Genomic DNA, 19,185 nt, shown 5'->3' on the forward strand with positions numbered 1-19,185 from the left:
TCGGCTTTTTCTTTTTCTGCTCACTTTATAAAAAGATAAACAAAGGGTTGTTTTTAAAATTTTATTTGATAATAATTATCATTAACATCCAATAAAGAGATGCAGATGATGATGATAGAGCAGCAGGTTCTCTATTCGAGATTTTACAAAGCACAGGATCGCTTTGCTTCATTAGAACAAGTTCAAGACCATGAGCCGTTTGTAATTCGAGAGTATATCGAGTGTGCACTGACGCTTTCGGCTTACTATGAAAAGCATGCCGCTCAAGAAAACATCTTGTTGTGCGAGCTGTATCTACGCCAAGTTTTCTTTCATTTGATTGAAGCGATTGAGTCTCCTCAGCGCAGTTTCGCCTTTCGTCATATCTGCCTAGACTCTATTCACTCACCACTATTTTATTTGAAGCGCCACTACTGCCAGCAACCTCAAGGCCAAGCGCGTTTTTTGAATCTCAGCCAAACACTAAAACAAGTCCAAGCCCCACTTGGCTAACAAGGATAGAACATGACCCTACAATTTCGGATTGAAAAAGACAGCATGGGCGAAGTGAAAGTCCCTGCCGATGCGCTATACCAAGCACAAACTCAGCGTGCAGCGGATAACTTCGCGTTTAGCTCTCACAAGATGCCGACCAGTTTTATTCAAGCACTGGCGTTAATTAAACAGGCAGCGGCAGATACCAATGCTCAGTTAGGTCTACTGGAAGGTGATATTGCCAACGCGATAGCCGAAGCCAGCCAAGAGATCATTGAGGGTAAACACCTCGATCAATTCCCTATCGATGTCTACCAAACCGGTTCAGGTACCAGTTCCAACATGAATGCCAATGAAGTGATTGCTACGCTTGCCTCAAGAAGCTTGCAAGGCGACGTGAACCCCAATGATCACGTCAACATGGGCCAAAGCAGTAACGATGTGGTGCCAACCGCAATTCAAGTGAGCGTTGCTTTGATGGCTGAAAATAAGCTATTACCTGCATTAACTCACCTTTCTGAAGCACTCACCATCAAACAACAGGAACTTGCGGAGGTCGTGAAGACCGGCCGCACTCATCTAATGGATGCGATGCCAATGACCTTTGCTCAAGAGCTAGGTGGTTGGAAATTTCAGATAGAACACGCTAAGCAAGCAATAGAGAACACCCTGCCCGCTATCAAGGCTTTAGCACAAGGTGGTACTGCGGTTGGAACAGGGATCAATGCTGACCCACGCTTTGCCGATAAGTTTGCGAGTAACCTGTCTCAATCGACAAAGATCAGTTTTAGCTCGAGTGAAAACTTCTTTTTTAGCCTCAGCAGTCAAGACGCGATCGTTGCGCTGTCAGGTCAGCTCAAAACGGCAGCAGTTGCGATCATGAAGATCTCAAACGATCTTCGCTGGATGAACTCTGGGCCGTTGGCTGGCTTAGGGGAAATTGAATTACAGGCTCTACAACCAGGCTCATCGATCATGCCTGGCAAGGTAAATCCTGTGATTCCAGAAGCTGCAGCTATGGCGGCGGCGCAAGTCATTGGCAACGACACCACCATTACCGTAGCCGGACAATCAGGTAACTTCCAACTTAATGTGATGCTGCCAGTGATTGCTCATAACGTGTTGGAAAGTATTGAGTTATTGGCAAACAGCTCAGTCGCTTTAGCGGACAAAGCCATCGCGACCTTCACGGTACGCCAAGACAATCTCGATTTGGCACTGTCAAAGAACCCAATCCTAGTGACCGCACTTAACCCTGTGATTGGCTACTTGAAGGCGGCTGATATTGCCAAGAAAGCTTACAAAGAAGGCTTACCAATTCTGGATGTCGCAGAAAGAGAAACCGATCTTAGCCGAGAAGAGCTCAGTAAACTGCTTGATCCAACCACACTGACACAAGGTGGCATTGCTGGTTAGTTATTGAATTAACAAGCGAATCGGCGTTCGCAAAAAAAACAGAGACAAAAAAGGCCTCATCTGAGGCCTTTTCACTATCCGCTCACGAACGTACTAATCCGAGCCTGTTAACCCAAACTAGCTCACTCGATTCAAGACCGCTCTTAACTTAAGTGGCTTCACTGGCTTGGCAATAAAGCGAAAGCTGTTGGCCTTTATCGCTGCCAACATGTCATCGGTTCTATCGGCACTAATGATGACCCCTTCAAAAGAGTCTCCGAGGCGCAAGCGACACTGCTGCAGGACTTCGAGACCCGTTCTGCCATTATCTAAACGGTAATCAGAGAAAATCACATCAGGTAGCCAACCCTCATCTAGGCACTGCAAGCTTTCGACCAAATCAACCGCCGTCTTAACCTCACAGCCCCAACGTCCGATCAGGTTTTCCATACCGACTAAGATTTCTCGTTCATTATCGACACACAATATCTTGAGATGTTCGATGTCGCTGGTCGCCATTGGCGTCGAAGCTTGCACAACTGGAGCCACTTTTTCCGCTCTAGCTAAGGTGATGGAAAAGACACTGCCTTGCCCCGGCCATGAGCGCATCGATATTTGATGACCAAGCACATGGGCAATACCTTTGGAGATGGCTAATCCTAGCCCTAACCCCTGATCAGCACGCACTTGGCTACCACGAGTAAATTCTTCGAAGATCTCTTGTTGCTTGTCTTCATCGATACCGGTTCCGTTATCCCACACATCAATTCTAACCTGACCATTCACTCGTCTCGCACCCAGTACTACTTTCCCTTCCGGGTTGTAACGAAACGCATTGGTCAAAAAGTTCTGAATCACACGCCTCAACAGCTTAGGGTCTGAATGAATGAACAATGACGACGGAATCATCTTAAACTCAATTTTCTGTTGTCTCGCTAGAGCGCTAAATTCCGCGTTCAAATTGGTTAATACGTCATGCACGGCAATCGCGTGAATGTTGGTTTCTAACTTTCCGGACTCCAATCGAGAGATATCCAGCAAGTCACCAATCAAATCTTCTGCGGCGCCAAGTGCACTCTCGATGTGAGATGACAATTGCTTCACCTCTTGCTCTTTTGCCACCTCAGACAGTGACGAAGCAAATAGACGTGCGGCATTGAGCGGCTGCATCAAATCGTGGCTTACCGCGGCTAGAAAACGACTCTTAGATTGTGATTCTTGATCCGAAATCTGCGTGGCTTTTACCAAGCGATGGTTCAGTTTTTCGAGTTCTTGAGTTCGCTCATGCACTCTCGATTCCAAACTTTCGTTGGCATCTTTTAGCGCTTGCTCTGCTTGTCGGAATACCGTGATGTCGGTAAAGCTCATCACAAAGCCACCACTTGGCATCGGGTTACCTTGCACTTCAATCACTCGACCATCAGGACGAATGCGAGAAGAGGTATGTCGAGTGCCTTGCTCCAAATGATAAACACGGCGACGCACATGATCTTCAGGGTCACCCGGACCACACAAACCTTGCTGAGCATTATGGCGAATCACATCGGAGATCGGCCTGCCCACTTGTATCAAACCAGCAGGGAACTCAAACAATTCTAGATAGCGCTGATTCCACGCCACCAGCCTCATTTGTTTGTCGATTACTGCGATGCCTTGGCCAATATGTTCAATCGCGCCTTGCAGTAAACCACGGCTGAAGTCGTACAGTTCCGAAGCTTCATCCACGATGGTCGCGACTTCTTCAAGCTGCATGTTTCTTCCCTGTAAAGCGGAAGTAAGTACTAACTTAGCAGACGAAGCACCGAATACTCCGGCGAGCACGCGCTCTGCGTGTCGAATCAGACTTGCAGGCGCCTGTTGATTGGGAAGTAACGGCTGACCGTGCTGCTGCCAATAGCTGTGTAAGGCGCTTTTCGCTCGCTTGCGACCCACAAAACGTGATGCCAACATCTCTAATTCAGCGACTGTCACACGGTTTTGATAGAGGCTGATATTCTCATTTTCAGGCAATGGTGTACCAACAAATGCTGCCGATTGTAAGCGCTCACTTAGGCTTGGCCTAGTCGTCATCGAGACCACGGCATAGCACAAGGTATTGAGTAAAATACTCAGCACAATGCCCCAGTTTGAACTGCTGATATTCCAGCGACTGAGCAGTTCTGGCGGCGTGATAATCCACAGTAAAAGGTTACTGTCACTGTCGCCAGCCAACATGCTGGTTTGGCTCATCAAGGTAATCAGCCAAATCAACGAGCCCACCATTAAGCCGACATACACGCCCTTGCGGTTACCCGGGCGCCAGTACAAACCACCAATAAGTGCTGGCGCGAATTGAGCAATCGCAGCAAAGGAAAGAAAGCCAATCGCTGACAGTGAATGGATGGTATCGAGCGCTTGATAAAACAGCCAAGCACCCAGTAGCAGCAGTAAAATTAGCCCGCGGCGAATCACCAATAGCAGGCCAGAAAAGTGTCGATGGGTTCTTTGGGTTAGGCGCATACGGCGCAGTAACAGTGGCATCACTAAATCATTCGACACCATGATCGCCAAGGCGATGGTCGACACTATCACCATGCCACTTGCCGCAGACGTACCACCAAGGAAAGCCAGCAAGGCAATGTGATTAGCGCCTTCTGACATTGGCACACTGATCACATAGGTATCCGCTGGCATACCAGTAAGTAGTCCTTGTCCTGCCCAAGCAATTGGCAGCACGAAAAGTCCCATCAAAATCAGGTAAAGCGGAAACAACCAACGAGCGGTATGCAGGTCTTGAGGACGTTCGTTCTCTACCACCATGGTATGGAACTGGCGGGGCAAACAGACAATCGCCAACATGGTCAAAACGGTATGAATAATTAAGGTCGGAATATTGGGTGATTCGTAGGTGGAAGCCGCCACATCAAGCAAGTCGATCTTGTCGCTGCTCATCGCCAGATACATGATGAATAGGCCAACGATCAGGAATGCCGCGAGCTTAACGATGGATTCAAACGCCACCGCCATCATCATGCCACGGTGATGCTCTGTGTTATCAATGTGTCTTGTACCAAACAGCATGGTGAAAATAGCCAAAGCACCGACCACAAACCAAGACACATGATAGTCCTGATAACCGAAGTCAGCCGCTAGGTTGGGTGCAACAATATCCAACCCCATGGTAATACCACGCAGTTGCAGAGCAATATAAGGAAGGATACCAACCACGGCGATAACCGTCACCGCCACCGCTAAGCCCTGAGATTTTCCATAACGAGCCGCGATAAAGTCGGCAATGGAGGTGATATGTTCCCGCTTCGCAATCAGGATCAGCCGCGCCAAGATCCGCCAGCCTAGTGTAAAGACTAGAATCGGGGCGAGGTAAATGGGTAAAAAAGACCAAGGGTTGTTACTCGCCTGCCCGACCGTTCCATAGAAGGTCCAAGAGGTACAATACACGGCAATCGAAAGGCTATAGATCCACGGGCGCCAACGCGATAGCCAACGAACCTGCCTGTCTCCATACCAAGCGATCAGAAATAACACGCCCAAGTAGGCTAAAGAGACTGGAATTACTATCCATCCTTGCATTGAAAACCCTTTTTTCATCCATAAAAAAACCTCTCCATAAGGGAGAGGTTTCATTTAACTAAGGATGGGTGATTAACTCAATCGCATCGCTTAAATTCTGTGCTTTAGACTCTAATTATCAGCATTTGCTGTGAGATTCTGACTGTTCCGAATCTGATTGATTAATCTCAACCACTGAACTTCTTTCATCCAACTTAATGAACAGAGCAAGTGCACCCATAGCAGCCATACCCCAGAAGATATTTGCACCCCAAAGCTCATAACCCCAACCACTTAAGGTGGTCATCAGTGCAATAAAGGCACCTAATGGAATCGCGTTATACAGAGCTTGTAGCACAACCATCTTGTTTTGTTCTTCAGATTGGATGTATTGAATCGCGGCGATGTGTGCCATGGCAAAGGTCACGCCATGCAGTAGCTGCACCATAACCAGTGCGAAAATCGCTGTCGTTGATGCGGTAATACCCCAACGCGCCATCACCCCAATAGCCGCGACGACAAACAAAGTACGCAGTGACCAGCCTGAGAATAATCGCTTACTCAGAGCAAATACGGCCACTTCAGCAACAACACCTAAACTCCACAAATAACCGATGATAGCTTCTGAGTGACCCGCTTCTTTCCAATAAATCGCACTAAAACTGTAGTAAGCCGCATGACTACCTTGCAGCAGCGCCATCAAGGCTAAAAACTTTACCACTGACGACTCACGCAGCAGTTCACCTAGTTTTGGTCGCGCCGCTTGTTGCTCAGATTGTGTTACTGGCATCACATTGGGGTTTCTCATCGCAAGAATCAATGACAGCAACACACCGGCAAGCGCAGTATACAAAATCATGTCAGTGCCGAATTGTGCCACCAAATAGCCAACAACCGTTGAACCTGCGATAAAGGCAATTGATCCCCAAAGACGAGTTCGGCCGTAGTCGAGCATTTTCAAACGACTGTAATGGTTAGCCATCGCATCAGAAAGAGGAATGATCGGCCCACAACAGAGGTTAAACAGTACCGTTGCCAACAACATCAGTATAAAGCTGCCACCGGTGAAGAAGTGGAAACCGACAAACAGCAGCGCAGCGAAACTCAAACAGCGTAGCGCTGGCATCAAGTGTTCCACTTTATGGATACGCGGCGTAATCACTAAGTTGGCCACACAACGAGTCGCAAAGCCGATACCAATCAATACGCCAATATCACCAGCAGACACGCCTTGGTCTTCAAACCACAACGCCCAAAATGGCAAATACACGCCATACGCAAAAAAGAAACCAAGAAAATACTGAGAGATCCAGCCATAGGGTGAAGGGCTAAACATAAATGACCTATAAAGTGTGCGGAAAAAGGCAGCACCAATTATGCCTATCTCGCATACGATGAAAAAGGGAATTATTACTGGGATAGTATTCCCATATTCAATGGGTCTGGATATCGCATTTCAACAAGAGATTTCACGCTCATCAATACTCATACTCGCATTTAGACTAAAGTCGTCTGGAGCTTCGCTGGTATTTTGTCAGACTGATTAAAGACTCCCATTTCTTCTTGTGATGCTTATGCCTGACAAATTTAATATGCAGCACCCGCCCTTCGATAGCCTGTCCGACGCCGAACAGTTGAAGCTTCGCTCTTCATTAGACGTGGTGTATTACCGCTCTCAAGAAGTGATACTGGAAGCTGAAAGGCCGAGCCGACACCTGCATATTTTGATCAAAGGAGCTGTTGAAGAGCGCGCGAGCAGTGATGGTGAGATTTACGCACACTATGCCAATGACGATATTTTTGATGTCCGCAGCCAGTTTGAACCCCACACCAAACACCAATATATCGCACTCGAAGATACATTAAGTTATCTGCTGCCCACCGATATTTTTCTTGAGCTTTACCACGCCAATGGCCAATTCGCTGCCTACTTTGATAGCAACCTATCAACACGAAAAGCTTTGATAGAAGCCGCCCAGCAGCAACAGAATCTTGCCGAGTTTATATTAACCAAAGTGGATGACTCTATCTATCACCCACCACTGATACTTGAACCAAACCAACCGATCAACCAAGTCACTCAAACCCTTAAAGAACAAGGGTTAGACTCGGCCCTAGTCCATTTGGAACATAATGATCCAAAAGCTTTTGGATCATCATGTTCCTTGCCGTATGGAATCGTCACTCGAACCAATTTATTGCATGCTGTGATGCTCGATAATTTCACACTGGATGCGCCTGTCGGTGAGATCGCAACGTTTCCGGTGATGCACGTGAACCAAGGCGATTTCTTATTTAACGCCATGATTACCATGACCAGAAATCGAGTAAAAAGGTTGATGGTTTGTGATGGTAAAAATGCGGTCGGCATGGTGGATATGACACAGATTCTCAGTGCATTCTCCACACACTCCCACGTTCTTACTTTGCGTATTGCGCGCGCCACCAGCGTTGAAGAATTGGCAATGGCATCCAACAAACAACGTCAACTGGTCGAGAGCTTGCTCAGTAATGGGATTCGCACACGCTTTATCATGGAGCTGATTTCTGCGGTCAACGAACAGATCATAGAGAAGGCTTTTGAGTTGGTGATCCCACCTGCACTGCATAATCATTGCTGCCTAATCGTGTTGGGTTCTGAGGGGCGTGGAGAGCAAATTCTCAAAACCGATCAAGACAACGCTCTGATTATTCAAGATGGTTTGGAATGGCATCAATGCCAAAGTGCCATGAACGACCTCACCCATACCCTTCAACAATTGGGTTACCCACTGTGCCCGGGCAACGTAATGGTCAACAATCCGAAATGGGTGCATTCAGAACAAGAGTGGAAACAAACCCTCACCCATTGGGTAAAAAAAGCCACGCCAGACACCGTGATGGATATCGCGATCATGGCAGATGCACACGCAGTAGCGGGGAATAGAGAGTTATTAAAACCTGTAAAGCAGCACCTCAGTGATTTAATGCTCGGACAAGAATTGATTCTGACGGAGTTCTGCCGCCCGGCGCTGAACTTCTCAGTTCCCCTGACCCTGTTTGGTAATGTGAAGCAATCTAAGTCCGGACTCGATATCAAACAAGGCGGTATTTTCCCTATCGTGCATGGTGTGAGAGCGCTTTGCCTAGAACATGGTGTCACGGTCAACAACACCTTCGAACGCATTGAGCAGCTGGTCAGCAAGAAAGTATTAGAGCAAAGTACTGCCGATAATCTCAGTGAAGCACTCAAGCAATTCTTTAAGTGGCGCTTAGCCCAAAGGCTTTCTCAGCAGCACAGCAGCAACAAGATTAACGTCAAACTGATGGAACGAGCAGACAGGGATCTGCTTCGTCATAGCCTGCACGTGGTGAAGAAATTCAAGCAATGGCTCGGCTACCACTATCAGATACGGGATTAGGCATTGAACGATGAATAGGTTGGTTCGCTATTACTGGCATCACAAGCTCAAAGGCTCCCTCTATCAGCCTCTGTTTACCGCGCCTATTGATCATGAATATGTATCGCTCGATTGTGAAACCACCAGCCTAGATCCCAATCAGGCAGAATTAGTTACCATTGCCGCGACCAAGATCATCGGTAACCGAATCATTACCAGCCAACCTTTTGAAGTCCGGTTGCGCGCCCCCCAATCGCTCGATTGCAATTCAATAAAAATCCACCGTATCCGTCATCAAGATCTAAAGCACGGCATCGAAGAAAAACAGGCTTTAATCGAGCTACTGAACTTCATTGGAAATCGTCCTTTAGTCGGCTATCACATCCGCTATGATAAAAAAATTCTCGACCGCGCCTGTTTAAAACAGCTTGGATTTCCACTGCCTAACCGATTAGTCGAAGTGAGCCAACTCTATCAAGACAAACTCGAAAGACAGCTGCCCAATGCCTATTTTGATCTCAGTATGGACGCCATCTGTCGCCAACTCGATTTACCTATCCCGGTCAATAAACATGATGCATTACAAGACGCTATCTCCGCTGCGCTGATCTTTGTGCGCCTGAAACATGGTGACCTTCCCCGTTTCAACTCTTCTTATTCTTAATTCAACCACTGGCGCTTCACATAGAGAGCAACATCTCAAAATTGAACTTAACTCGCTATTTTGTAAGTGAAAAGCAGCGTCTCATCCTAAAGTCTAATTGTGGAAATCGCCGTCCTAGCCGAGAGTGATAACACAAAGACGGTTCTGTAATAGACCTAGAAACTGAACACAAAGGAAGTTGCCAGTTCATTAGGAATGTAGGCACAAGGAGAGATGCAATGAGTGAAGCCCACGTTTATCCGGTAAAAGAAAATATTAAATCAACCACACACGCGGATAATGACACTTACCTAGCCATGTACCAGCAATCTGTTTCTGACCCTGAAGGCTTTTGGGGTGAACACGGAAAAATCGTTGATTGGATCAAACCTTTCACACAAGTAAAAAACACCTCTTTCGACCCTGGCCACATTGATATTCGCTGGTTTGAAGATGGCACGCTTAACGTTTCGGCTAACTGTATCGACCGCCACCTTGCTGAGCGCGGTGATGAAGTCGCTATCATCTGGGAAGGCGATGACCCGGCAGATGATAAAACTCTAACTTTTAATGAACTGCATAAAGAAGTGTGCCTGTTTTCGAATGCTCTAAAAGAGCAAGGCGTGCGCAAAGGTGATGTGGTTTGTTTATACATGCCAATGGTGCCAGAAGCGGCAGTAGCCATGCTGGCGTGTACCCGTATCGGTGCGGTTCACACAGTCGTATTTGGTGGTTTCTCACCAGAAGCACTGTCTGGTCGTATTATCGATTCAAATTCTAAAGTCGTTATCACTGCCGATGAAGGCGTGCGTGGCGGCCGTGCTGTTCCACTGAAAAAGAATGTCGATGAAGCACTGACGAACCCTGAAGTGAAAAACATCGAGAAGGTTGTTGTATTCAAACGCACTGGCGGTGATGTGGCATGGCACGAACATCGCGATGTGTGGTGGCACGATGCTATTGCTAATGTATCTGCAGATTGCCCACCAGAAGAGATGAACGCAGAAGATCCACTATTCATCCTTTATACGTCAGGCTCAACAGGTAAACCTAAAGGCGTTATGCACACCACAGGTGGCTACCTTGTTTATGCTGCGATGACCTTCAAATACGTATTCGATTACCAAGAAGGCGAGACTTTCTGGTGTACAGCCGATGTGGGTTGGATTACCGGTCACACATATCTTGTTTACGGACCGCTTGCTAATGGCGCAAAAACGATTCTGTTTGAAGGCGTGCCAAATTACCCGAACACCAGCCGCATGAGCGAAGTGGTCGATAAGCACCAAGTTAATATTCTTTATACGGCGCCAACGGCTATTCGTGCATTGATGGCGAAAGGCAATGAAGCCGTTGAAGGTACTTCTCGTGACAGCCTAAGAATCATGGGCTCAGTGGGTGAACCTATCAACCCAGAGGCGTGGGAGTGGTACTACAAAACAATCGGTAATGAGCAATCTCCAATTGTTGATACATGGTGGCAAACAGAAACGGGCGGTATCTTGATTGCACCGCTACCAGGCGCAACAGACCTGAAACCGGGCTCTGCAACTCGTCCATTCTTCGGTGTGCAACCGGCACTGGTTGATAACATGGGTAACATCATTGAGGGTGCAACAGACGGCAACCTAGTGATTCTTGACTCTTGGCCAGGCCAAATGCGTACCGTTCATGGCGATCATGACCGCTTCGAACAGACTTACTTCTCGACCTTTAAAGGCATGTACTTCACCAGTGACGGCGCTCGTCGTGATGAAGACGGTTACTACTGGATTACGGGGCGTGTCGATGATGTACTTAACGTATCAGGTCACCGTATGGGTACTGCTGAGATTGAATCGGCTCTAGTCGCGTTCGATAAGATTGCAGAAGCCGCGATTGTGGGCATCCCTCATGATATTAAAGGCCAAGCGATTTACGCTTACATCACGCTGAATGATGGTGAGTTCCCAACCGCAGAGCTTCATAAAGAAGTAAAAGACTGGGTACGTAAAGAGATTGGCCCAATTGCAACGCCAGATGTACTGCACTGGACCGACTCTCTACCAAAAACTCGTTCGGGTAAAATCATGCGTCGTATCCTGCGTAAAATCGCGACTGGCGATACAGGTAACCTAGGTGATACCTCGACACTGGCCGACCCAAGTGTGGTTGATAAGCTGATTGCCGAGAAAGCAGAACTGGCATAAGCAACCAGTCACAGCAGCTAATCACTGTTTAAAACAGCACTTTCTAAACCGTCACCTATGTGGCGGTTTTTTTATGGCTGATCTTGATCTCAAATATCCCGCCCCAAATTAAGGCTAAGACGCTTTTTTGTTAAGTTGGTAACAATTCCAAGCTGTATCAATAGGAGATTAGACCAGTAAATTGCTGCGATTTGCGCTGAATTAGCTATAATCTGGTTCTAATTTTTAAATTTGGGTTTTTCTCACTGGAAATTAACCGCAAATTTTCAATAAAATGGCAACATTCACGTTCGTAAACACGATAAAGGAAGATAGCCCCACGATGTCTACAAAGTTTCGCATTCTAGTTTTAAATGGCCCAAACCTTAACCTGTTAGGCCTTAGAGAGCCCGCACACTACGGTTCTCAAACACTTGACCAGATTATTAGCTCACTGACCGAGCAAGCGAAAGCACACGATGTTGAGCTATCTCACTTACAGTCAAATCGTGAGTACGAACTGATTGAAGCTATCCATAGTGCTTATCAAAATGTTGATTTTATTATTATCAACCCAGCAGCCTTTACACATACCAGTGTGGCACTGCGTGATGCACTACTTGGCGTTGCCATACCATTTATTGAGGTTCATCTATCGAATGTTCACGCGCGTGAACCATTCCGTCACCACTCTTACCTATCTGATAAAGCAGAAGGTGTGATTTGTGGCTTAGGTGCCCAAGGTTATCAATTTGCTTTGACCGCTGCGCTCAGCAAGCTCAACTCAAAGTAAACATAAACAACGAACTATTACTAACCTACTCAGTCATAGAGTAAGTTCAATTAACAGATAAAGAGAAAGAAACAATGGATATTCGCAAAATCAAAAAGCTAATCGAATTGGTTGAAGAGTCTGGTATTTCTGAGCTAGAAATCTCTGAAGGTGAAGAGTCAGTACGAATCAGTCGTAACAGCACTGCACCTGTAGCACCTGTTCAATATGCAGCTGCTCCAGCACCTGTAGCGGCAGCAGCTCCTGCGGCGGCACCTGTAGCAGCAGAAGCAGCAGCTCCTGCAGTTCCAGCTGGTCACCAAGTTCTTTCTCCAATGGTTGGTACTTTCTACGGCGCTCCAAGCCCAGACGCAAAACCATTCGTTAAAGTTGGTCAATCTGTAACTGCTGGCGAAACGCTATGTATCGTTGAAGCAATGAAAATGATGAACCAAATCGAAGCTGATAAATCTGGTGTTGTAACAGCTATCCTAGTTGAAGACGGTCAACCAGTAGAATTCGACCAAGCTCTAGTAATTATCGAATAATAGAGAGCACTCATTATGTTAGATAAATTAGTAATCGCGAACCGTGGTGAGATTGCACTACGTATTCTGCGTGCATGTAAAGAGCTTGGCATTAAAACGGTAGCGGTTCACTCAACTGCTGACCGTGACCTTAAGCACGTACTGCTTGCAGACGAAACCATTTGTATCGGTCCAGCTCGTGGTATCGATAGCTACCTAAACATCCCTCGTATCATCAGCGCAGCTGAAGTTACAGGTGCAGTAGCTGTTCACCCTGGCTACGGCTTCCTATCTGAAAATGCAGACTTTGCAGAACAGGTAGAGCGCAGTGGCTTTATCTTCGTTGGCCCTAAAGCTGAAACCATTCGCATGATGGGTGACAAAGTGTCAGCTATCACGTCAATGAAGAAAGCTGGCGTACCTTGTGTACCAGGTTCTGACGGCCCTCTTGACGACGACGAAGCAAAAAACAAAGCGCACGCTAAACGCATTGGCTTCCCAGTTATCATCAAGGCATCTGGCGGCGGCGGCGGTCGTGGTATGCGTGTTGTTCGTTCTGAAGCAGAATTAACAGAAGCTATCGCGATGACTCGTGCTGAAGCAAAAGCATGTTTCAACAACGACATGGTTTACATGGAGAAATTCCTAGAAAACCCACGTCACATTGAAGTACAAGTGCTTGCAGATGGCCAAGGTAATGCTATCCACCTAGGTGAGCGTGACTGTTCAATGCAACGTCGTCACCAGAAAGTTGTGGAAGAAGCGCCAGCTCCAGGTATCACTGAAGAGATGCGTAAGTACATTGGCGAACGTTGTACTCGTGCATGTATTGAGATCGGTTACCGCGGTGCAGGTACATTTGAATTCCTATACGAGAACGGTGAATTCTACTTCATCGAAATGAACACTCGTATCCAGGTTGAACACACGATTACTGAAATGGTAACGGGTATCGACCTAGTGAAAGAACAGCTACGTATTGCAGCTGGTCAGCCTCTATCATTCACTCAGGATGACATTAAGCTGCGTGGCCACTCAATCGAATGTCGTATCAATGCTGAAGATCCAGTTCGTTTCCTACCTTCACCAGGTAAGATTGAACGTTTCCACGCACCAGGCGGCATGGGCGTACGTTGGGAATCTCACATCTACACGGGTTACACAGTGCCACCACACTACGATTCAATGATTGGTAAGCTGATCACTTACGGTGAGAACCGTGATGTTGCTATCGCTCGTATGAAGAACGCATTGGGTGAAATGATTGTTGAAGGTATTAACGTTAATACTGAGCTTCAACTGTCTATTATGAACGACGAAAACTTCCAACACGGTGGTGCAAACATCCACTACCTTGAGAAGAAACTTGGTTTGTCATAATCCGTTCGTTTAAGAACAGTCAAAATGCTCACTTCGGTGAGCATTTTTGTTTTTGAACCGCCGAAAAAATCAATCTTTAATCCCCATTATATTCCGTGGGGTTTTGGTGAATTTGCTCATATTTTCTGCTAGACTCGCCATCCAATTTTTCTCATATAGAAGATGCAGCCATGCCTTGGATTCAAATCAAGCTTAATGCTACCAATGAAAATGCCGAACAAATCGGCGACATGTTAATGGAAGAGACTGGTGCTCTTTCTGTAACTTTCCTGGATGCACAAGATACCCCTGTATTTGAGCCTCTGCCGGGTGAAACTCGCCTTTGGGGTGATACTGACATTCTCGCGCTTTACGACGCTGAGACTGATACTGGTGTCGTTCTAGCGCAGATTAAAGCAAGCAACATGTTCCCTGCAGACTTTGCTCATAAAGTAGAGCAAATTGAAGACAAGGATTGGGAACGTGAATGGATGGACAACTTCCACCCAATGAAGTTTGGTGAGCGTTTATGGATCTGCCCTAGCTGGCGCGATATCCCTGAACCTGACGCTGTTAACGTAATGCTAGACCCTGGCCTTGCATTTGGTACAGGTACTCACCCGACAACGGCATTGTGTCTTGAGTGGCTTGAAGGCTTAGACCTTGCAGGCAAAACCGTGATCGACTTCGGTTGTGGCTCAGGCATCCTAGCGATCGCTGCGATCAAACTAGGCGCAGCAAAAGTTATCGGGATCGACATTGATCCTCAAGCTCTGCTTGCATCAAAAGACAACGCACAACGCAATGGCGTTGCTGAGCAACTAGAGGTGTTCTTGCCACAAGATCAACCGGAAGGTTTGCTAGCAGACGTTGTTGTTGCCAACATTCTTGCGGGTCCATTACGCGACCTTTCTGGCATCATCAAGGGCCTAGTTAAGCCAAATGGTGTACTTGCGATGTCGGGTGTTTTAGATACACAAGCAGAAGATGTTGCCACTTATTATCGTGATGAGCTTCACATTGATCCGATCATCGAACAACAAGAATGGTGTCGAATCTCAGGTCGCAAGCAAGGCTAGACAAGACTTTGGGCGCTAATTGACTGAAATTTAAACAAATTACAAAAACAAATTGTAAATGCTCAAATATTAGTCTTTTCACGCAGCGAAAAAATGCGTAAAATGCGCGCCCTTGCTGGTACAGAACTGTGATGACATTTTTGAAAATCGGAAATTATCAACTTAAGAACAATCTAATCGTCGCTCCTATGGCTGGCGTAACGGATAGACCATTCCGTGAGTTGTGTCTTCGCTACGGTGCGGGGATGGCAGTCAGTGAAATGATGTCCTCCAATCCGAAAGTTTGGAAAACGTCAAAGTCTCAGCAGCGTATGGTACATGAAGGCGAATCGGGCATTCGTTCAGTACAAATCGCTGGTGCAGATCCACAGCTTATGGCCGAGGCTGCTCAATTTAATGTCGATAACGGTGCGCAAATCATCGATATCAACATGGGTTGTCCAGCCAAAAAAGTGAATAAGAAGCTTGCGGGCTCAGCCTTACTGCAGCATCCAGAACTCATTGAAGACATTCTGAAAGCGGTGGTCAATGCTGTCGACGTTCCAGTAACGTTGAAAACGCGTACAGGCTGGGATACAGACAATAGAAACTGTGTCCAAATCGCGAAAATAGCCGAAGACTGCGGCATACAAGCTCTTGCGCTCCATGGAAGAACTCGCGCTTGTATGTACAAAGGTGAGGCAGAATACAAACACATTAAAGCAGCGAAACAAGCAGTATCTATTCCGGTTATCGCTAACGGTGATATCGATAGTCCGGAAAAAGCGAAGTTTGTGCTGGAGTACACCGGCGCTGATGCTTTAATGATAGGTCGACCTGCCCAAGGACGTCCTTGGATTTTTAACGAAATCCTACACTATTTGGAAAACGGCACCACGATGGACCCACTCCCGATTTCGGAAGTGAAAGACATCATGCTTGGTCATGTGCACGCTCTACATGAATTTTATGGAGAGTTTTTAGGCCCTCGCATCGCTCGTAAGCATGTGGGTTGGTATCTAAAAGAACATGAACAAGCGAGTGAGTTTCGCCGTACCTTCAACGCATTCGAAGCAGGTGATCTGCAGCTTGAAGCGCTAGAAGGTTTTTTTGATAACGTTGCACCATAATTACGAGAAGAGCTAGACCGAATATGTTCGAACAAAATCTGACTTCAGAAGCATTGACAGTAACTACAGTTACATCACAAGACCAAATCACGCAGAAGCCACTACGTGACTCAGTTAAAGCATCATTGAAAAATTACCTTGCTCAATTAAACGGTCAAGAAGTCAGCGAGTTATACGAATTAGTATTAGCTGAAGTTGAACAGCCACTACTAGACACTATCATGCAGTACACTCGCGGTAACCAAACTCGCGCAGCAACCATGATGGGTATTAACCGCGGTACTCTTCGCAAGAAACTTAAAAAATACGGCATGAACTAGAAAAAAATAGTTAAATGCTTGATATTTAAAAGGCTTTTCCTTAAATGGTTAAGCCTTTTCTATTTTAAACCCACAAACTAACCCACACGCTAGTTTTTACTAATAGGTTTCACCCTAAATTTTTATCATGTGAAAGCACGAAAATGTGTGGAGAAAAAAACGCAAAATAGATAGGACACTTAGGACGTCAGGACAAGTCAATGATTTATAAGGAAATTTAACAGTCCTAAGTTAATAGACTGTCCTAAGTTAATAGGGCAATGGTTAGGACGCATAACCATCGAATACTCACAGCCGTCATATTTCCGTTTTTTGCCGTTATATACGGTGCTGGCCTTGCTTGTATTCACGGGCGATACTTTTAGCCTCAAGCTTTACGCTATCCTTTGCCTTTTTAAATAGAAATGCTTTCTGGTCGATGGTTAGCTCACAGCGCAAACTTCCGTAAATCTCATGGAAGAACTCGGCCAAAACAAAATCAATAAAACTGTCCCTTTCTGCCGGTCTCATTACGCCACCTTAAAAGCTTCTAATGCTTTAACTAGATCTGTGAACTCTTTACTTGATGATTCAGAAACAACCGCTGCTTTGGTCAGTAGGCTGTATCTGTCACTTAGGGTTGTATAAACATTTTCAAATGGTTTTCTGACCTCTATAACCTCTTGTGCGAGTATAAAGCCGCCATTCGTTTTGATCGGTCGGTAATGCTTGTCATCAATGGAAATGGTTTCAATGTGGATTTGCATAAATACCCCTAAAATAAAGCCCTCGTGACGCTTCACAGCGTGTTAAGGGCTTATATTGAACCTATGCGTCTACTAAATCGCAGCGATACACGGCAAACGGTAGAGACTTGCGAGAAGTCATAACGCGCGACCAGTTGGCCGGGTTGCGTAGTTCTGCCAGCGTAGGGCTATCACCTACCACGTCAGATTCAGACCACTGATAACCCATTGGGTGAACAATTGGAGACGTACGAGAAACTAAGACCTCATTACCTCCGCCATCAGCCGCCAAAGCATCACGGTCAGTCTCTAGTGGTACATTGGGAGAACCTGCCGCAGCACCAAACGCAGAACGTCCAAGAAGATAACAATCAAACGTTGTACCGTCATTATGTACTTCATCATCAACTAATAGCTGTAAACCCTTGAACGTTGGTACAACTAGATTACCTTGTGAGTCAGGGATGTATTGAATCAAATCATTCTCGCTCATAAGCGTCTGAATTTCAGAATGAACACAAAGCGCTGTTAGGTTCTTTTTGTGATCACCTAATGTCTGAGCGGCACGCAAAAAACCCTTTGTGTTAAATGCCTTTCCTGTCTCATCTTTAACTAAGTCACCGGAGTGGTTAGCAATTGAATCAGCAATAATGCCAGTCATGGAGGCCGTTAGACGGCGTTGTAATTGCTCCGACCAGTAATCATTTAAGCGCTCTCGAACTGAGTCAATAGGGTTGCTACCTGCGCGCTCTACGGCCAAATCTGTAGCTGTCCAAGCTTGGTTTAGTTGAGAAATGCGGGCGGTTTGTTTCTTACCTTCAATAACCAAAGGTGTTGCGCGAGAGCCGACGTTATCGCTTGAAATGTTAGGTTCTTGCTTTGATAGGTCAAGCCAAAACGGCAGGTCAACGGTTTTACCGCCACTTGATGCCTTGCTTTGAATCTGTGCGTTCGTTGTAATAACGCCGGACTTGTAAAGGTCGTTAACTTCGATTGATTGCTCGTTTGTGTAGTTGCCTTGGTTTAGCTTCTCTACGATCTCGTTTAGTGTAGTCATACTCTTGGTTTCCTAAGTAAATTATTTGAGCCCAAACTGATTGCTGGGTTTGTTTTTAGGTGTGCCACGGGCAGCCCCTCCTCGAGATCCACCAAGCGCACTACATCCACTGGCTGTAGGTACTTTCATGAATCGAGCGTATTTATCTGTGTAAACTTCCAAGAACTTATCACAATCTACAAGATTGCCATCCTCGTCAGTCAGTACCGCATCACCATCAGAAACTGTCACCAACCGGTTAAGTTCAGCCGTGAAGAAATCTTCACAACCATCAACCGGATTGATACGAGCTAGTAATGCGGCTTTAGTCGTCTTTAATAGCAACGCATCATAGCGCTCTGTAGCTTCTGCTAGTTTGTTTTTAGTTTCCATCAACTCACTGTCTACCTTGTCTCGCGCTTCTTTAACTGCGCGCTTCTCGGTAAGGATTTGATCACGATTCCCCGCAAGCTTTTGGATTTCTTCCTCTAGATCTTCGACTGTTTTTTGTCTTGGCTCTAAATTCTGAGGCTCTACCACTTCGGGCAACTGCTCATCTACTGGATGATTATTTTTGTCTGTCATTGTTTAACCTCAAAAAAAAATGGGCGACTACGCTAGCCACCCATCCAAAATAAGAAAGAAAGGG

General features: G+C 46.2%; 17 protein-coding genes. 11 read left to right on the forward strand and 6 right to left on the reverse strand.

Annotation, left to right across the window (positions count from 1 at the left end):
* Positions 1-105: 105 nt before the first annotated feature.
* Both AB4185_RS11460 and AB4185_RS11465 read left to right on the forward strand, forming a co-directional pair.
* On the forward strand, positions 106-492 hold the full coding sequence (locus AB4185_RS11460; RefSeq protein ID WP_372135468.1) for a hypothetical protein: 387 nt from the start codon (positions 106-108) through the stop codon (positions 490-492).
* A 12-nt stretch (positions 493-504) separates the two neighbouring features.
* A complete protein-coding gene (locus tag AB4185_RS11465; RefSeq protein ID WP_017062713.1) occupies positions 505-1,890 on the forward strand; it encodes a lyase family protein in 1,386 nt (461 codons plus the stop codon).
* A gap of 117 nt (positions 1,891-2,007) precedes the next feature.
* Here the strand turns inward: AB4185_RS11465 and AB4185_RS11470 are convergent, their stop codons facing one another.
* Together AB4185_RS11470 and AB4185_RS11475 are read right to left on the reverse strand one after the other, a co-directional pair.
* Entirely contained in the window at positions 2,008-5,439 is a 3,432-nt protein-coding gene (locus tag AB4185_RS11470) for a PAS-domain containing protein (protein ID WP_372135469.1), read from the reverse strand.
* 118 nt (positions 5,440-5,557) lie between these two features.
* On the reverse strand, positions 5,558-6,754 hold the full coding sequence (locus AB4185_RS11475) for a 3-phenylpropionate MFS transporter (protein ID WP_372135470.1): 1,197 nt from the start codon (positions 6,752-6,754) through the stop codon (positions 5,558-5,560).
* Between the two features lie 232 nt (positions 6,755-6,986).
* On the opposite strand from AB4185_RS11475, the gene AB4185_RS11480 reads away from it, so the two are divergent.
* The 9 genes from AB4185_RS11480 (at position 6,987) to fis (ending at position 16,775) form a co-directional block, all read left to right on the forward strand.
* Positions 6,987-8,819 carry a DUF294 nucleotidyltransferase-like domain-containing protein gene (locus tag AB4185_RS11480; RefSeq protein WP_017071170.1) on the forward strand — a complete coding sequence of 611 codons (1,833 nt, stop codon included), beginning with the start codon at positions 6,987-6,989 and terminating at the stop codon, positions 8,817-8,819.
* 10 nt (positions 8,820-8,829) lie between these two features.
* Positions 8,830-9,462 (forward strand): 3'-5' exonuclease, encoded by a 633-nt coding sequence (locus tag AB4185_RS11485; protein WP_017062708.1) that lies wholly within the window; start codon positions 8,830-8,832, stop codon positions 9,460-9,462.
* Positions 9,463-9,680: 218 nt separating this feature from the next.
* Positions 9,681-11,630, forward strand: coding sequence for an acetate--CoA ligase (gene acs / locus AB4185_RS11490; RefSeq protein ID WP_009844693.1), 1,950 nt, complete (start codon positions 9,681-9,683; stop codon positions 11,628-11,630).
* A 322-nt stretch (positions 11,631-11,952) separates the two neighbouring features.
* A complete protein-coding gene (gene aroQ, locus AB4185_RS11495; protein WP_010435475.1) occupies positions 11,953-12,402 on the forward strand; it encodes a type II 3-dehydroquinate dehydratase in 450 nt (149 codons plus the stop codon).
* 74 nt (positions 12,403-12,476) lie between these two features.
* Positions 12,477-12,929, forward strand: a complete 453-nt coding sequence (accB, locus tag AB4185_RS11500) for an acetyl-CoA carboxylase biotin carboxyl carrier protein (protein ID WP_017062707.1) — start codon at positions 12,477-12,479, stop codon at positions 12,927-12,929.
* A gap of 15 nt (positions 12,930-12,944) precedes the next feature.
* Positions 12,945-14,288, forward strand: a complete 1,344-nt coding sequence (gene accC, locus AB4185_RS11505; protein ID WP_017062706.1) for an acetyl-CoA carboxylase biotin carboxylase subunit — start codon at positions 12,945-12,947, stop codon at positions 14,286-14,288.
* A gap of 170 nt (positions 14,289-14,458) precedes the next feature.
* Positions 14,459-15,346, forward strand: a complete 888-nt coding sequence (gene prmA / locus AB4185_RS11510) for a 50S ribosomal protein L11 methyltransferase (protein WP_017055901.1) — start codon at positions 14,459-14,461, stop codon at positions 15,344-15,346.
* A 140-nt stretch (positions 15,347-15,486) separates the two neighbouring features.
* On the forward strand, positions 15,487-16,455 hold the full coding sequence (gene dusB / locus AB4185_RS11515; RefSeq protein ID WP_032546269.1) for a tRNA dihydrouridine synthase DusB: 969 nt from the start codon (positions 15,487-15,489) through the stop codon (positions 16,453-16,455).
* 23 nt (positions 16,456-16,478) lie between these two features.
* On the forward strand, positions 16,479-16,775 hold the full coding sequence (gene fis / locus AB4185_RS11520) for a DNA-binding transcriptional regulator Fis (RefSeq protein WP_004729744.1): 297 nt from the start codon (positions 16,479-16,481) through the stop codon (positions 16,773-16,775).
* Between the two features lie 318 nt (positions 16,776-17,093).
* Here the strand turns inward: fis and AB4185_RS11525 are convergent, their stop codons facing one another.
* The 4 genes from AB4185_RS11525 to AB4185_RS11540 form a co-directional block, all read right to left on the reverse strand.
* On the reverse strand, positions 17,094-17,285 hold the full coding sequence (locus tag AB4185_RS11525; protein ID WP_372135471.1) for a hypothetical protein: 192 nt from the start codon (positions 17,283-17,285) through the stop codon (positions 17,094-17,096).
* Positions 17,285-17,521, reverse strand: coding sequence for a hypothetical protein (locus AB4185_RS11530; protein ID WP_372135472.1), 237 nt, complete (start codon positions 17,519-17,521; stop codon positions 17,285-17,287). Before AB4185_RS11530 ends, AB4185_RS11525 begins: the two co-directional genes overlap by 1 nt.
* 61 nt (positions 17,522-17,582) lie before the next feature.
* A complete protein-coding gene (locus AB4185_RS11535) occupies positions 17,583-18,557 on the reverse strand; it encodes a major capsid protein (RefSeq protein WP_372135473.1) in 975 nt (324 codons plus the stop codon).
* Between the two features lie 21 nt (positions 18,558-18,578).
* Complete coding sequence (locus AB4185_RS11540) at positions 18,579-19,121, reverse strand: hypothetical protein (protein WP_372135474.1); 543 nt, start codon at positions 19,119-19,121, stop codon at positions 18,579-18,581.
* Positions 19,122-19,185: the final 64 nt, after the last annotated feature.

Source organism: Vibrio sp. 10N.286.48.F5, assembly GCF_041469785.1.
GTDB lineage: Bacteria > Pseudomonadota > Gammaproteobacteria > Enterobacterales > Vibrionaceae > Vibrio > Vibrio crassostreae_C.

Bases quoted from the DNA above. Each gene is read 5' to 3' on its own strand.
- AB4185_RS11460 (WP_372135468.1), top strand. From the start codon at position 106: ATGATGATGATAGAGCAGCAGGTTCTCTATTCGAGATTTTACAAAGCA.
- AB4185_RS11465 (WP_017062713.1), top strand. From the start codon at position 505: ATGACCCTACAATTTCGGATTGAAAAAGACAGCATGGGCGAAGTGAAA.
- AB4185_RS11470 (WP_372135469.1), bottom strand. From the start codon at position 5,439: ATGCAAGGATGGATAGTAATTCCAGTCTCTTTAGCCTACTTGGGCGTG.
- AB4185_RS11475 (WP_372135470.1), bottom strand. From the start codon at position 6,754: ATGTTTAGCCCTTCACCCTATGGCTGGATCTCTCAGTATTTTCTTGGT.
- AB4185_RS11480 (WP_017071170.1), top strand. From the start codon at position 6,987: ATGCTTATGCCTGACAAATTTAATATGCAGCACCCGCCCTTCGATAGC.
- AB4185_RS11485 (WP_017062708.1), top strand. From the start codon at position 8,830: ATGAATAGGTTGGTTCGCTATTACTGGCATCACAAGCTCAAAGGCTCC.
- acs (WP_009844693.1), top strand. From the start codon at position 9,681: ATGAGTGAAGCCCACGTTTATCCGGTAAAAGAAAATATTAAATCAACC.
- aroQ (WP_010435475.1), top strand. From the start codon at position 11,953: ATGTCTACAAAGTTTCGCATTCTAGTTTTAAATGGCCCAAACCTTAAC.
- accB (WP_017062707.1), top strand. From the start codon at position 12,477: ATGGATATTCGCAAAATCAAAAAGCTAATCGAATTGGTTGAAGAGTCT.
- accC (WP_017062706.1), top strand. From the start codon at position 12,945: ATGTTAGATAAATTAGTAATCGCGAACCGTGGTGAGATTGCACTACGT.
- prmA (WP_017055901.1), top strand. From the start codon at position 14,459: ATGCCTTGGATTCAAATCAAGCTTAATGCTACCAATGAAAATGCCGAA.
- fis (WP_004729744.1), top strand. From the start codon at position 16,479: ATGTTCGAACAAAATCTGACTTCAGAAGCATTGACAGTAACTACAGTT.
- AB4185_RS11525 (WP_372135471.1), bottom strand. From the start codon at position 17,285: ATGAGACCGGCAGAAAGGGACAGTTTTATTGATTTTGTTTTGGCCGAG.
- AB4185_RS11530 (WP_372135472.1), bottom strand. From the start codon at position 17,521: ATGCAAATCCACATTGAAACCATTTCCATTGATGACAAGCATTACCGA.
- AB4185_RS11535 (WP_372135473.1), bottom strand. From the start codon at position 18,557: ATGACTACACTAAACGAGATCGTAGAGAAGCTAAACCAAGGCAACTAC.
- AB4185_RS11540 (WP_372135474.1), bottom strand. From the start codon at position 19,121: ATGACAGACAAAAATAATCATCCAGTAGATGAGCAGTTGCCCGAAGTG.